This window comes from Streptomyces sp. BRA346 (genome assembly GCF_052851135.1).
This window is the reverse complement of record NZ_JAIWIH010000035.1, coordinates 1-14,221: the sequence shown is the minus strand read 5'-3', so window position 1 is coordinate 14,221 and position 14,221 is coordinate 1. Positions and strand designations below refer to the sequence as shown.

Below are 14,221 nucleotides of genomic sequence, written 5' to 3'. Positions count from 1 at the left end.
GCACAGGGGCAGGTCGGGTTCGGAGGGGGACGGGGTCAGCGGGGCGGGGCCGGACGGGCGTCGGGGTCCTGCGCCGGGGACGTGTGGCTGGCCAGGACGGCGGCCTGGATACGGCGTTCCACGCCCAGCTTGGCCAGCAGCCGCGAGATGTGGTTCTTGACCGTCTTCTCGGACAGGAAGAGCCGCTTGCCGATCTGCCGGTTGGTCAGCCCCTCGCCGATCAGCGCCAGGATCTCCCGCTCGCGCGGCGACAGCCCGGCCAGCGCCTCGTCCCGGGGCTCCTGCGGGGTGTCGTCGCCGCGCAGGGTCCTCATCAGCCGGGCGGTGGTGGCCGGGTCCAGCATCGACTGGCCGGACGCGACGGTCCGTACGGCGGACACCAGGTCCGACCCCTTGATCTGCTTGAGCACATAGCCCGCGGCCCCGGCCATGATCGCGTCCAGCAGCGCATCGTCGTCGTCGAACGAGGTGAGCATCAGACAGGCCAGTCCCGGCATCCGGGAGCGCAGTTCGCGGCAGACCGTGATGCCGTCCCCGTCCGGCAGCCGGACGTCCAGGATGGCCACGTCGGGCCGCAGCGCCGGGCCCCGGGCGAGCGCGTGGTCCACCGTTCCCGCGTCACCGACGACCTCGATGTCCGGCTCGGCGTCCAGCAGATCGTGCAGCCCGCGCCGTACCACCTCGTGGTCGTCGAGCAGGAACACCCTGATGGGCGCAGGGGGTGTCACCCGTGTCCCGGCCCAGGTCTCGGTCATGGCGCCCTCGCACCGCTCGTCCGCTCGTCGGTCCCGCTCGTCCGTCCACCCGGCCCCCGGTAGACGAGCGTGGCGCATCCACCCCGTGCACACCAGGGCCGAACGGGCCCCCGCACGGCCGCGACGGGACCGAAAGGCCCACGACGGAGAGGGCTGCACGGCCCTCGTATCCCCACCGCGCGCGTGTCACGGTCTGAATCATGGGCACGAAAGTGCGGGGGCGGTGGTTGTGGCGATGGCGGCGCAATCCCCTCAAACGCCGCTCGGACGTGGTGGAAGCCTGGGTGGTCCTGGTGACCGGCCTGGTGATGGTGGTCGGCGGCCCCGCGGCGGGAGTCGCGACCGGCGACGCCGTGGCGGAGGGCCTGCGGCAGGAGCGCGCGGACCGGCACCGGGTGCCCGCCGTGCTGCTGGAGAACGCCCCCGCCGCGCTGCCCGCCGCCGACGGTACGGACACCGCCCGGGTGCGCGCCGAGGTGCGGTGGACCGCGCCCGACGGCGTCGTGCACACCGGTATGGCGCGGGTCGACGAGGGCAAGCGCGCCGGTACGGCCACCACGGTCTGGACCGATGAGCGCGGCCGTCTCGTCTCCGACCCGCCCACCGAGCGGCAGGCGGCGACCCGGGCCACGCTGGCCGGTGCGTCGGCGTCGGCGGGGGTGTGCCTGGTGTCGCTGGCGGGCCGTGGGGTGGTGCGGTGGCGTCTGGACCGCGGCCGGGAACGTGAGTGGGAGCGGGCGTGGGCCGAGGTCGGCCCCCGCTGGACGCGCCGCCACACCTGAGCCGCCCCGCGACAGCTGGTGATCTCAGGCCGGTGGCCCCGTCAGATGGGCGGTGGTCAGCTGGTTGTCGAAGTCCACGACGCCCTCGATCGCACGGATCAGCCGGGCCGCGGCCGGGATCAGCACGGCGTCCCGGACATGTCCGGTGAGGGTGACGACGCCCTCGCTCACGTGCACCTCGACCGACTGCCCCGGGGCCGGGAAGAGATGGGCCACCACCTCGCGGCGCGCCTCCTCCTCGATCTCCTCGTCCGGCCGCAGGAACACCTTCAGCAGATCCGCGCGGCTGACGATGCCCTCCAACCGCCCCTCGTCGTCGACCACCGGAAGCCGCTTGACCCGCTTGTGGGTCATGATCCGGGCCGCCTCGGCGAGCGTCGCGTTCGCGTGCACCGTGATGGCCGGGCTCGTCATCAGCTCATCGGCGCTCACCGCGCCCGCCTTGGCGATGCCGGGGAGGTCGCGCAGCTGGGCCAGCCGCGCCGGATCGCTGTTCCGGAACTCCTCCTTGGGCAGCAGATCCGCCTCCGACACCACACCGATGACCCGGCCCTCGCCCGCCAGCACCGGCAGGGCGCTCACCTTCCACTGCTCCAGCGTCCTGACGATCTCCTTGAACGGCGCCTCGCGGCCGACGGCGACGACGGTATGGGTCATCACATCGCTCACGATGCGCGCGGTCCGGGACACGGAATCCTCCTGTCGGCGTCCTGTCAGCCCGGCTCGCCGCGCGCCCGGATCCGACGGCCGGTGATGCGTTCGGGCTCGATGCGCAGCCACAGGTCGCGGCCGCCGCCCGGCCACGGCGGGGTGTACGCCGCGTCGTCCAGCCGCCGTACCGCCGCCGGGTCGGTGACCCGACGGGCGCGGCCCACGACGAGCACGCTCCAGCCCTCGCTGAGCGCCTCGTCGATGTGGTCCACCTCGAAGGCCACCTCGGCGCCCGCCGCGGCCGCCGGTGTGGCGTCGGGTGCGGTCCGGAACACCACGGTGTCGTCCACGACGCTGTAGTTGACGGGCACGATGGCCGGGCCCGGCGCGGTGGAGACCGAGACCCGGCCCACGCCGTGCGTGGCGAGCCGCTCCCGGCACTCCCACGGGCTCAGCTCCAGCAGATCGGCGCGGCGCGCGGCCCGTCCGAGGCCGGGCGGCGACATGGCGGTGCCGCCGCGCAGTTCGGCCGTGCTGGTCTCCAGCGCCGAGGCCAGCCGCAGCAGGACCCCGGCGCCCGGATCGGCGGGGTACTCCTCGATGTAGCGCACATAGCCCGGCGAGGTGCCCGCCCGCGCGGCCAGGTCCGCCCGGGAGAGGCCGAGCTCTTCGCGCCGCAGCGCCACCCGCCGACCGAGGTCGCCTCCGCCGCCGGTGGGCCGGGAGCCCGCGTGAGCCGTCCTGGATGTCTCGGACATCGCCGTTCACTTCCCTCGGGTGACCAGGGGCGGGTGGTGCCCGCCGATCGCGACCTTGAGCGCGCCGGTGTCGGCGGACCGGGCGAACACGTCGTACGCCTCCTCCATCTGGTCGAGTTCGAACAGGTGGGTGATCAGCGAGGACGCGGGCAGCCGTCCGGCGGCCAGCATGGACAGCAGCGTGGGCGTGGAGTACGTGTCGACCAGCCCGGTGGTGATCGTGATGTTCTTCTTCCACAGCTCTTCGAGGTGCAGCGTCGCGGGCCGGGCGTGCACGCCGACGTTGGCGATCCGTCCGCCCGGTCGCACCATGCGGGTGCAGACCTCGAAGCTCCGCGGCGTCCCCACGGCCTCGATCACCACATCCGCGCCCAGCCCCTCGGTGAGATCGTCGATCAGCCGCTCGGGCTCCTCGGCGGCGTCCGCCACCGCGTCGGCGCCGACCTGCTTGGCCGCGTCGAGCCGGAACGGGGTGAGGTCGACGGCGATGATCCGGCCGGGGGAGAAGTACTCGGCGGTGGCGATCGCGGCCAGCCCGACCGGGCCCGCGCCGACCACCGCCACCGTGTCGCCGGGCGCGACCCGGCCGTTGAGCACGCCCACCTCGTAGGCGGTGGGGAAGACGTCCGCCAGCAGCACCGCGTACTGCGCGTCGGCCGCGGCGGGCAGCGGATGCGTGGACAGGTCGGCGAACGGCACCCGGACGTACTCGGCCTGCGTGCCGTGCACCGAACGCCCCAGGATCCAGCCCCCGCCGCCACGGCACTGCCCGTACGCCCGCTCCCGGCAGAACCGGCAGTGGCCGCACGCCGAGATGCACGACACCAGCACCCGGTCCCCGGGCCGTACGCCGCGCACCTCGTCGCCGGTCTCGACCACCTCGCCGACGGCCTCGTGGCCGAGCACCGTCCCGGCCCGGACGTCCGGCACCTCACCCTTGAGGATGTGCAGATCGGTGCCGCAGATGGTGACCGTGTCGACGCGGACGATGGCGTCGGTGGCGTCCTCGATGCCGGGGTCGGGCACGTCCTGCCAGGCGAACAGCCCGGGCCCCTGGAAGACGAGTGCTTTCATGGCCGCTTCCTCTCGTGCGGGGCGTGCGATGCGTGCCGCCGCGTACGGGGCAGGCGGCGCCGGGGGCCGCCCGCTTCTCGTGGGCCCGGATTGCGCGGTGCGCGGTACTCGGCATGTGGCGCTTGACCGGTCCGCTTCTCCGCGTCGTGTCGAATGCCCCCGGTGCCGCTTCCAGGCGACCACGCCGGGGGTACCCGCCGCCTAGGGCCAACCGGCCCCCGCCCAGGTCATCCGGCCCAACCACCCCGCCGCGACGCCGACGCCCGGCCGCGCTTCCGGCCCCTTCGGGCGGTTGATTCCCCGCCCCGCCCCTTCCCGATACCGGGGGCAGGCCCCCGGACCCCGCCGCCAACCTGGCCGGGGCGCAGGTCGGGGCCGGGGCCCGGACTCGGCCGGAGCTGGGGCCGGTGGTTGGTCTCCGCCCCGCCCCTTCCCGCTGCATCCGATACGCGGCTCCGTCGCGCGGCGGAGGGGCAGGCCCGGCCCCTCCGGTCCGGCCGCATCGGGATCTGGCCGGGCCCGGCCAGGCTTGGCCAGGTCGAGGGTTGGGCCCGGACGCCCGCTGGGCCGGGCCCCGGCCCGGCCGAAGCAGCCGGGGGGCTGGGGGCTCGCCCCCAGTTTCGGGAAGGGGCGGGGTGGGGGAACTAGCCCACCGGGACTAGGACCACCGGGCAGTGGGCGTGGTGGAGGACCGCGTGGGTGACCGGGCCCAGTTGCATGCCCAGGCGGGTCGTCCGCCGCTGGACGGCCAGCACCAGGACGTCCGCCGCGCGCGATGCCTCGACCAGGGCCTGGGCGGGGGCGCTGTGGGCCGTGTGTTCCTGGACCCGCACCTGCCCGAACTCCTCGCGCAGCTGGGCCACCACGCGGTACGTCACCTCCTGCTCCCGCTCCGCCCGCAGGGCCACGGCCTCCCGCGAGGGCAGCGCGTGGTCACCCGCGAAGAGGCGGGGGCGGGCCCAGGCGTACAGCACGCGCAGCCGCGCACCGCGCCGTATCGCGTCCTCGAACCCGTAGCGGGCCGCCGCCTCGTCCGCGCCGCTCTCCACCCCGACCAGCACCTTGCGGTGGCCCTCGGGCCCGTACGCGGGCGCCGGTGCGTCGCCGCGCACCACCAGCAGCGGGCGGTGGGTGTGGGCGGCCAGGCGCAGCCCGACCGAGCCCAGCAGCAGCCCGGTGAAGCCGCCGAGCCCCCGGGTGCCGATGACGATGAGCGAGGCGCGTCCGCCGATCCGCAGCAGTTCGGGCACCGCGTCCTGCGGGGTGAGGGTGGGGACGATGCGCAGCTCCGGGTCCTGCTCGGCGGCCCGGGCCATGGCCAGCCGCAGGACGGTCCGGGCGATCTCGACCGGCGGCCGCTGCGGTTCGGCGTCCGCGTCGAAGGTGAGCGGATCGGTCCGCGCCCAGGGCCAGGCGTGCACGATCTCCAGCGTGGCGCCGCGCCGCCGCGCCTCGCCGACCGCCCGGTCCAGGGCGTGCCAGGCGCTGTCGGAACCGTCCAGGCCGACCACGACCCGGCCGCCGTTCCGGATCGGCCGTACGGGTTCGGTCATGGCGCACCGCCTCCGGCCGCACCGCCCGAGGGGGCCGCCGGGCGCGAGTCGTCCACGCGGTAGGTGAGCCGGTCCACGACCGCCACCACCCCGTCCACCTGCCCGGCCATCCGCACCGCGATGGGGACCTCGCTGTGCCGGTCCAGCTCCCCCTCCAGCCGTACGACGCCGTCGGTGACGGTCACCGTGACGGACTGCGGGCGGAGCCACAGCGAGCGCACCAGCACCTCGTCGATGACCTCCGCGCGGATCTCGTCGTCCGGGCGGAGGAAGACCCGGAGCAGATCACGGCGGGTGACGATGCCGATCAGCCGGTCCTCCTCGTCGACGACGGGCAGCCGCTCCACGCGGTGGCGCGCCATGGTGCGGGCGGCGTCGACGATGGTGTCCTGCGGGCGCACGGTGACGGCGGGCCGTGACATGAGATCCCCCGATGACACCGCACCGTCGGCCCGGGCGGCCAGATCCGTGCCGGTGATGACGCCGACGACCTTGTCGTCCTCGTCCACCACGGGCAGCCCGCCGATCCGGTGCCGTTCGAGCAGCGCGCCGGCCTCCTCGGACGAGGCCCCGTGCCCGACCCGGACGACGTCGTCGCTCATCACGTTGCCGATCTTGCGATGCTTCATCCCCGCCTCCTCGCGGACCAGCCTCCACCGGCCGGCCGCCCGCCCTCTTGGGCTGCCCGGGGTCGGGTCCGGGCCGAACGGCCCCGGGTCCGGTCGTGACCCGATCGGCAAAAGGGGTACGCATCACGCATACAGGACGAGTGGATACCGACCGAGTCAGGACGAGCGGAATGAGAGGCCCATGTCCGACGCACCGGGGACGACGACGAACGACCTCACCGAGCACGAACTGCACGCCCTGGACGCCCACTGGCGCGCCGCGAACTACCTCGCGGCCGGGCAGATCTATCTGCTGGCCAACCCCCTGCTGGCCGAGCCGCTGCGCCCCGAGCACATCAAGCCGCGGCTGCTCGGCCACTGGGGCACCTCGCCCGGCCTGAACCTGGTCCACACCCACCTCGGCCGGGTGATCAAGGCCCGCGACCTGGACGCGATCTGCGTCTGGGGCCCGGGCCACGGCGGGCCCGCGGTGCTCGCCGGGTCGTGGCTGGACGGCAGTTACGCCGAGGTCTACCCGGATGTGAGCCGGGACGGGGCGGGTATGGCCCGGCTCTTCCGCCAGTTCTCCTTCCCCGGCGGGGTGCCCAGCCACGTGGCCCCGGAGACCCCGGGCTCGATCCACGAGGGCGGTGAGCTGGGCTACTCGCTGGCGCACGCCTACGGCGCGGCGCTCGACAACCCGGAGCTGCTGGCCGTCTGCGTCATCGGCGACGGGGAGGCCGAGACCGGGCCGCTGGCCGCCTCCTGGCACGCCAACAAGTTCCTCGACCCGGTCCACGACGGCGCCGTGCTGCCGATCCTCCACCTCAACGGCTACAAGATCGCCAACCCGACGGTGCTGGCCCGGCTCCCCGAACCGGAGCTGGACGAGCTGCTCCGCGGCTACGGCCACGAGCCGATCCACGTCGCCGCGCGGCCCGGGGACGATCCGCTGCGGACGCACCGGGCGCTGGCCCGGGCCATGGACCAGGCGCTCGACCGGATCACCCTGCTCCAGCGCACCGCCCGCGAGGAGGACGCCGTCGAGCGTCCGCGCTGGCCGGTCATCGTGCTCCGCACGCCCAAGGGCTGGACCGGTCCGGCCGAGGTCGACGGCCTGCCCGTCGAGGGCACCTGGCGCTCCCACCAGGTGCCGCTGCCGGCCGTCCGGGAGAACCCGGACCATCTGCGGCAGCTGGAGCGGTGGCTGCGCTCGTACCGCCCCGAGGAGCTGTTCGACGGCGAGGGACGCCCGCGCCCGCAGGTCCTCGCCTGCGTACCCGAGGGGAAGCGTCGCCTCGGCGCCAATCCGCACGCCAACGGCGGACTGCTGCTGCGCGATCTGCCCGTGCCCGACCTGGCGCGGTACGCCGTGCACGTCGACAAGCCCGGGGCCACCCTGCACGAGCCGACCCGGGTCCTCGCCGGGCTGCTGGAGCAGATCATGGAGGACACCGCCGACCGCCGTGACTTCCGCCTCGTCGGCCCCGACGAAACCTCCTCCAACCGGCTCGACGCCGTCTACCGGGCCACCGGCAAGGCGTGGCAGGAGGAGATCGTCGTCACCGACGAGCATCTGAACCGGCACGGCCGGGTCATGGAAGTCCTCTCCGAACACCTCTGCCAGGGGTGGCTGGAGGGCTATCTGCTCACCGGACGGCACGGCATGTTCTCCTGCTACGAGGCGTTCGTGCACATCGTGGACTCCATGGTCAACCAGCACATCAAGTGGCTGAAGGTGGCCCGCGACCTGCCCTGGCGACGCCCCATCGCCTCCCTCAACTACCTGCTGACCTCGCACGTGTGGCGGCAGGACCACAACGGCTTCTCGCACCAGGACCCCGGCTTCGTCGACCATGTGCTCAACAAGAGCCCCCAGGTCGTACGGGTGTATCTGCCGCCGGACGCCAACACCCTGCTCTGCGTGGCCGACCACGTGCTGCGCAGCCGCGACTACGTCAACGTCGTCGTCGCGGGCAAACAGCCCTGCTTCGACTGGCTCGACCTCGACCAGGCCCGTGTCCACTGCGCCCGCGGCGCCGGAAGCTGGGACTGGGCGGGGACGGAGACCGGCGCGGGCGAGCCCGACGTGGTGCTGGCGGCCGCGGGCGACGTGCCCACCCAGGAGGTGCTGGCGGCCGCCGGGATCATCCGCCGCCATCTGCCCGATGTGGCCGTGCGCGTGGTCAACGTCGTCGACATGACCCGGCTGCTGCCCAAGGAGGAGCATCCGCACGGGATGTCGGATCCCGAGTTCGACTCCCTGTTCACCCGCGACCGGCCGGTCATCTTCGCCTACCACGGCTACCCGTGGCTGGTGCACCGGCTGGCCTACCGCCGCGCCGTCCATCCGCATCTGCACGTGCGCGGCTACAAGGAGGCGGGCACCACCACCACGCCGTTCGACATGGTGGTCCGCAACGACCTGGACCGCTACCGCCTGGTCATCGACGTCATCGACCGCACCCCGGGGCTCGCGGTGCGCGCCGCGTCCGTACGGCAGCGGATGCAGGACGCCCGCACCCGCCACCACCAGTGGATCCGCGACCACGGCACCGACATGCCCGAGGTCGCCGAGTGGTCCTGGACCGGCTAGACCGCTCTAGCGGTCGGCCCGCCAGGAGTCCGCCGGGAAGAAGTCGTCCAGGAAGGGGTTGCGGAACTTCCCCGCGGGGTCGTGGTCGGCCAGCAGCCGCCCGAAGTCGGCGGCCCGCTCGTACGAGGCGACGATCCGCTCGGGGGCCACCGTCGTGAGCTTGCCCCAGTGCGGCCGCGCCCCCAGCGGCAGCAGCAGCTCCTCCATCGCGGCCACCACCTCGATGACCGCGGCGTGGTCCGGCACCCAGGTGAAGTGCAGCGCCACACTGTCCCGCCCGTACGCGGGGCTCAGCCACAGGTCGTCCGCCGCGACCGTGCGGACCTCGGACACCTGGACCACGGGCGCGATCCGGTCCCCGAGACTCCGCAGCGCCGCGAAGGCCTCGGCGGCCGCGGTGCGCGGCAGGATCAGCTCCGACTGGAGCTCGTCGCCGTTGCTGGGCGTGAAGTCCGGCCGGAAGTGCGGCAGCCGCTCGTGCCACGGCCCGGGCGCGCCCAGCTGCTCGGTGCAGTGCAGCGGTGGCATCGCGGGCACCGGATGGTGGTGGCGGTCGGCCGGGCGGGCACCCAGCCACGGCTGGCCGGGCTCGGGCGGGCCCGGCAGGTCCGTACGGCACTTCAGCCACACCACGGCCTCGTCCGACTGCCAGTCGGTGAAGACGCTGACGCTGTACGCGGCGGCGAAGATCTCGTCGAAGCTGTCGCCCAGCCGGTCCAGCGGCAGCCCGGTCCACACCCACTGCGCCACCTCGTACGCGGGCTCGATGTCCAGGGTCATCGAGGTGACGACGCCCAGCCCGCCGAGCCCGACCACGGCACCGGACAGCCGGTCGACCTCGATGTCCCGGCGCAGCTCGGTCACATCGCCCTCCGGGCCCACGATCTCCAGGCCCGCCACCGACGCGGCCAGACAGCGCTGCACGTTGCCGGAGCCATGGGTGGCGGTGGCACAGGCCCCGGCGACCGTGATGTGCGGCAGCGAGGCGAGGTTCGCCAGGGCGTAGCCCGCCGTGTGCAGTTCCTCGGCCACCTGGGCGTAGCGCATGCCCGCCGCGATGGTGGCCGTCGAGCCGTCGGGGGCGATCTCGACCCGGTGCGGCATCCGCTCCAGGGAAACCAGATCGCCGTCGGTGTCGGCGATGCGGTTGAAGGAGTGGCCGGTGCCCAGCACCCGGACCCGGTCGGCGGAGCCGACGATCCGCCGCAGTTCGTCGGGCGTGGCCGGGCGGTGCAGCCGGGCCGCGCCGAAGGTGATGTTGCCTGCCCAGTTGGTGGTCGCTCCGGTAGTCAGCATCCGTGGGTCCTGTTCCTGCTGGGGGGCTGGGCCCGCTCCGGGCCTGGGGTGATGTGGCAAGGACCTTGGTACAGGCCCGCCCCCTGATCCGTACAGACCGCCCCGTCCGCCGCCGGATGTGACCCGGACGGAGCAGCAGGACGGGCCACCCGGGCGGGGGCGCGCACACGATGGTGCGGAACGCGATCGGTACCGCCGCTCGCGCACCGCTGGAGAGGGGCGGCCATGGCGGACGAGAAGGACACCGGTAGGCGCGGCGGCATGCTCGGCGAACTCTGCGCCGAGTTCGCCGGCACCATGATCCTCGTTCTCTTCGGCTGCGGTGTGGTGGCCCAAGTGGTGGCGGGCGGGGCGCTCACCAAGCCGGTCGGCGCGCTCGGCGACCACGACTCCATCGCCTGGGGCTGGGGGCTCGGTGTCACTCTCGGCGTGTACGTGGCGGCGCGGCTCAGCGGCGCGCACATCAACCCGGCGGTCACCCTCTCCCTGGCGGCGTTCAAGGGTTTCCCCTGGCGCAAGGTGCTTCCGTACGTCGCGGCCCAGACGCTCGGCGCGTTCGTCGCGGCCCTCCTGGTGCGCTGGAACTACACCGAGGTGCTGGGCCACGCCGACCCGGGGCACACCTTCAAGACCCAGTTCGTGTTCTCCACCCTTCCCGGCAACGGGGCGCTGCCGGTCAGCGAATGGGGCGCGCTGCGCGACCAGATCATCGGCACCGCCATCCTGGTGCTGCTGATCTTCGCCCTCACCGACCTCCTGAACGATCCGCCCCAGGCCAACCTGGCGCCGCTCATCATCGGTCTGGTCGTGGTGGCGATCGGAATGGCGTGGGGTGCCGACGCGGGCTATGCCATCAACCCGGCCCGTGACTTCGGCCCCCGGCTCGCCAGCTTCCTCACCGGCTACGACACCGCGTGGCGCGACCAGTACGGAAACTTCTACTTCTGGGTGCCCATCGTCGGCCCGCTGATCGGCGGACTCGTCGGCGCCGCGCTCTACAAGGTCCTGGTCAGCCGCTTCCTCCCGAAGGCCGGACCACAGGAAGTGGGGCGCATCCCGGCCCCCGAGGGACCCGAAGCCTGAAGGAGGCGGCATGCCGGACTTCGTCGGTGCGGTGGACCAGGGGACCACCAGCACCCGCTTCATGATCTTCGACCACGACGGCGGCGAGGTGGCGAGGTACCAGCTCGAACACCACCAACTCCTGCCCCGCGCGGGCTGGGTCGAGCACGATCCGGTGGAGATCTGGGAGCGCACCAACTCCGTGATGCAGAACGCCCTGCGCGCGGGTGGGCTCTCACCCGCCGACCTGGCCGCGATCGGCATCACCAACCAGCGCGAGACCACCGTCATCTGGGACCCGCGCGACGGCCGCCCGTACTACAACGCCATCGTGTGGCAGGACACCCGCACCGACACCATCGCCTCCGCCCTCGAACGCGACGGCCACGGCGAGACCATCCGCCGCAAGGCGGGACTGCCGCCCGCCACCTACTTCTCCGGCGGCAAGATCAAGTGGATTCTGGAGAACGTCGACGGGGTCCGGGAGGCCGCCGAAGCGGGCCACGCCCTGTTCGGGAACACCGACGCCTGGGTGCTGTGGAACCTCACCGGCGGGCCCTCCGGCGGCATCCACGCCACCGATGTCACCAACGCCAGCCGCACCATGCTGATGAACCTGGAGACCCTCGACTGGGACGACGAGCTGCTGGACATCTTCGGCATCCCGCGCGCCATGCTCCCCGCGATCAACCCCTCCTCCCACCCCGAGGCGTACGGCCAGGCCCGCACCTCCCGCCCGCTGCGCACCGCCACCCCCATCACCGGTGTCCTCGGCGACCAGCAGGCGGCCACCGTCGGGCAGGTGTGCTTCGCCCCCGGCGAAGCCAAGAACACCTACGGCACCGGAAACTTCCTGCTCCTGAACACCGGCTCCGAGCTGGTCCGCTCGACCAGCGGACTGCTCACCACCGTGGCGTACCAGTTCGGTGACAGCCCCGCCGTGTACGCCCTGGAGGGCTCCATGGCCGTCACCGGCTCGGCCGTGCAGTGGCTGCGGGACCAGATGAAGATCATCGACGACGCCCCGGGCAGTGAACGCCTCGCCCTGACCGTCGAGGACAACGGCGGGATCTACTTCGTCCCCGCCTTCTCCGGCCTCTTCGCCCCGTACTGGCGCTCCGACGCCCGTGGCGCCATCGTCGGCCTCACCCGCTACAACACAGGCGGCCATCTGGCCCGGGCCACCCTGGAGGCCATCTGCTACCAGAGCCGGGACGTGGTGGAGGCCATGGAACGCGACGCGGGCATCCACCTCGACGTCCTCCGCGTGGACGGCGGTGTCACCGACAACGAGCTGTGCATGCAGATCCAGGCCGATGTCCTCGGCGTCCCGGTCAGCCGCCCCGTCATCGCCGAGACCACCGCCCTGGGCGCCGCCTACGCCGCGGGCCTGGCCACCGGCTTCTGGCGGGACACCGACGAGCTGCGCTCGCACTGGAGCGAATCCCGGCGCTGGGAGCCGCAGTGGAGCGAGGAGCAGCGCGCGGAGGGCTACGCGGGCTGGAAGAAGGCCGTGGAACGCACCCTGAACTGGGTCCCGGTGGACTGACCCGGCGGAATCCGCCTGCCAGCCGATGAACTCCGTGGTCAGCCGGGCCTGGAAGCGCCGCCACGCGTAGTCGTACTGGGGCTGGGCGTTGCCGTCCGGCGTCCACAGGTCGGCCCAGGTGGAGAGCCGGTGCGACCAGTAGACCAGCCCCCACTCGCGGTTGAGGGGCCTCCACGCGCCGTACGGCGCCGGGTGTGCCGGTGCGGAAGAACGTTTCGTAGCCTCGTCATGCGTCCGGAGGGAGAGGTTCACGGGGCCGGAGGTACGGACGGCGGTGGCGCGGTGGCCCGCGCAGGCGGTGGCGCCGAGCGCGAGCCCGCCGCCGAGGAGTGTGCGTCGGGTGAGGTGCGGGGACGGTCCTCTCCTCTGCGGCTCCAGAGAGATGTGCTGCCGTAACTACTGAGGTTTTCGGTTCGGGGTGACGTCATGGCAGGTCTGGGATGAGTCCGGTCTCAGGACGTCTGGCCGGTACTGCAGGCGTTTGAGGCGGGTGCGGGTGAGGGCTGCGAGTTCGTCGATGGTGCACGGAGCGAGGTTGGCCAGGCTGTGCTTCACATGTGCCCAGACGCCCTCGGCGGGGTTGAGGTCGGGCGCGTAGGAAGGGAAGCGGAAGACGGTCAGCCACTGCCGGGCCGCGATCAGCTCGCGCATGGCCGCATCCACGTGGTGGGTGTAGTTGTCCCACACCAGCACGATGGGACCGCCGAGCTGCTGGTGGGCCGCATCCAGCAACGCGGCGAAGTCCTTCTCCCGGAAACCCTTCTTCTCGCCCTTGCGTCCGTGATGCGCCAGCATCCGGAAGATGAGCCGGGTGCGGCCACCGGGTCTGCGGCAGACCAGACCGGCCATCGAGATCCGTCCCGATCCCGCGGCCCTGACCGTGACCCGCGGTGTGTGACCGCGCCGGGACCAGGTGCGCGCCTTCGGCGGACGCAGGAGCTGTCCCGCCTCGTCCGCGAAACACAGCCAGGCGCCCCGGTCCCTCACCGTCTTTCCACGCGNGGCCAGGTCTCCTTGATCCAGGTGGCCACCGCCTCCTCGTCCCGCTCGGCCGCCCGCCGTGCCGGGACCTGCACGGTGAAACCCATCTGGCGCAGGATGCGCCAGGTCTGCGCCGGGCTGAAGCGGACGTGGAAGCGGCGGGCGATCACGGTGGCCACCCGGGCCAGCGTCCACCGCTGGTCCTCCACCCAGCCGTGCGCTGCCGGTCCCTTCTCCAGCTCAGCGGCCAGCCAGTCGCGCCAGTCGGGTTTCATGCGCGACGGCCGCCCCGACGGCCCCTTGGACCGCAGAGCCTGAACGCCGGCCTCCCGCCAGCGTGCGTGCCAGGCGTAAGCGGACTTACGGGAGACCCGTAACCGCCGTGCGACCTGTGGTGGCGCCACTCCTTGTGCGAATAACTCAGCTGCCTGGAAGCGNACTTGCTCTCGCCGAGCCCGCTGCTTCGCAGTCAGACCGCCTCCATCGGGATACCGCATAACACCGGGATACACCCACCAGCGAGATCACCATCACCCCGAACCGAAAATCTCAGTAG

The 14,221-nt window shown here is 72.9% G+C and carries 12 protein-coding genes and 1 pseudogene; 4 read left to right on the top strand and 9 right to left on the bottom strand.

Features of this window, described 5'->3' with window-relative positions; genetic code table 11:
• Positions 1–35: 35 nt before the first annotated feature.
• A complete protein-coding gene (locus tag LCH29_RS32415) occupies positions 36–755 on the bottom strand; it encodes a response regulator (protein WP_446465260.1) in 720 nt (239 codons plus the stop codon).
• A gap of 200 nt (positions 756–955) precedes the next feature.
• Between LCH29_RS32415 and LCH29_RS32410 the strand changes: the two genes are divergently transcribed.
• Entirely contained in the window at positions 956–1,537 is a 582-nt protein-coding gene (locus LCH29_RS32410) for an Rv1733c family protein (protein ID WP_446465259.1), read from the top strand.
• A 24-nt stretch (positions 1,538–1,561) separates the two neighbouring features.
• On the opposite strand, the gene LCH29_RS32405 is transcribed toward LCH29_RS32410, so the two are convergent.
• The 5 genes from LCH29_RS32405 to LCH29_RS32385 all read right to left on the bottom strand — a co-directional run bounded on the left by LCH29_RS32405 (position 1,562) and on the right by LCH29_RS32385 (position 6,202).
• Positions 1,562–2,227: a CBS domain-containing protein gene (locus LCH29_RS32405; protein WP_446465258.1), complete on the bottom strand. Its 666-nt coding sequence runs from the start codon at positions 2,225–2,227 to the stop codon at positions 1,562–1,564.
• 23 nt (positions 2,228–2,250) lie between these two features.
• The gene (locus LCH29_RS32400) at positions 2,251–2,946 is read right to left on the bottom strand and encodes a helix-turn-helix domain-containing protein (protein WP_446465257.1); all 696 of its coding nucleotides are present in this window, start codon (positions 2,944–2,946) and stop codon (positions 2,251–2,253) included.
• A gap of 6 nt (positions 2,947–2,952) precedes the next feature.
• Complete coding sequence (locus LCH29_RS32395; RefSeq protein WP_446465256.1) at positions 2,953–4,020, bottom strand: alcohol dehydrogenase catalytic domain-containing protein; 1,068 nt, start codon at positions 4,018–4,020, stop codon at positions 2,953–2,955.
• A 644-nt stretch (positions 4,021–4,664) separates the two neighbouring features.
• The gene (locus tag LCH29_RS32390; protein ID WP_446465255.1) at positions 4,665–5,573 is read right to left on the bottom strand and encodes a universal stress protein; all 909 of its coding nucleotides are present in this window, start codon (positions 5,571–5,573) and stop codon (positions 4,665–4,667) included.
• Complete coding sequence (locus LCH29_RS32385) at positions 5,570–6,202, bottom strand: CBS domain-containing protein (protein ID WP_446465254.1); 633 nt, start codon at positions 6,200–6,202, stop codon at positions 5,570–5,572. The genes LCH29_RS32390 and LCH29_RS32385 overlap by 4 nt, the downstream gene beginning before the upstream one ends.
• A gap of 181 nt (positions 6,203–6,383) precedes the next feature.
• On the opposite strand from LCH29_RS32385, the gene LCH29_RS32380 reads away from it, so the two are divergent.
• Positions 6,384–8,777, top strand: a complete 2,394-nt coding sequence (locus LCH29_RS32380) for a phosphoketolase family protein (RefSeq protein ID WP_446465253.1) — start codon at positions 6,384–6,386, stop codon at positions 8,775–8,777.
• A gap of 6 nt (positions 8,778–8,783) precedes the next feature.
• On the opposite strand, the gene LCH29_RS32375 is transcribed toward LCH29_RS32380, so the two are convergent.
• Positions 8,784–10,073, bottom strand: a complete 1,290-nt coding sequence (locus LCH29_RS32375; protein ID WP_446465252.1) for an FAD-binding protein — start codon at positions 10,071–10,073, stop codon at positions 8,784–8,786.
• A gap of 225 nt (positions 10,074–10,298) precedes the next feature.
• Here LCH29_RS32375 and LCH29_RS32370 point away from each other — a divergent pair, with 225 nt between their 5' ends.
• Together LCH29_RS32370 and glpK are read left to right on the top strand one after the other, a co-directional pair.
• Positions 10,299–11,156 carry an MIP/aquaporin family protein gene (locus tag LCH29_RS32370; RefSeq protein WP_446465251.1) on the top strand — a complete coding sequence of 286 codons (858 nt, stop codon included), beginning with the start codon at positions 10,299–10,301 and terminating at the stop codon, positions 11,154–11,156.
• Between the two features lie 10 nt (positions 11,157–11,166).
• Positions 11,167–12,684, top strand: coding sequence for a glycerol kinase GlpK (glpK, locus tag LCH29_RS32365; RefSeq protein WP_446465250.1), 1,518 nt, complete (start codon positions 11,167–11,169; stop codon positions 12,682–12,684).
• A gap of 9 nt (positions 12,685–12,693) precedes the next feature.
• On the opposite strand, the pseudogene LCH29_RS32360 reads toward glpK, so the two are convergent.
• Together LCH29_RS32360 and LCH29_RS32355 are read right to left on the bottom strand one after the other, a co-directional pair.
• A pseudogene (locus LCH29_RS32360) lies at positions 12,694–12,867 on the bottom strand (beta-galactosidase); the annotation flags it as partial.
• 213 nt (positions 12,868–13,080) lie between these two features.
• A protein-coding gene (locus tag LCH29_RS32355; RefSeq protein WP_446465249.1) for an IS630 family transposase occupies positions 13,081–14,162 on the bottom strand; the annotation gives its coding sequence in 2 pieces (ribosomal slippage) (positions 13,081–13,679 and positions 13,679–14,162; 1,083 coding nt in all).
• Positions 14,163–14,221 lie beyond the last annotated feature (59 nt).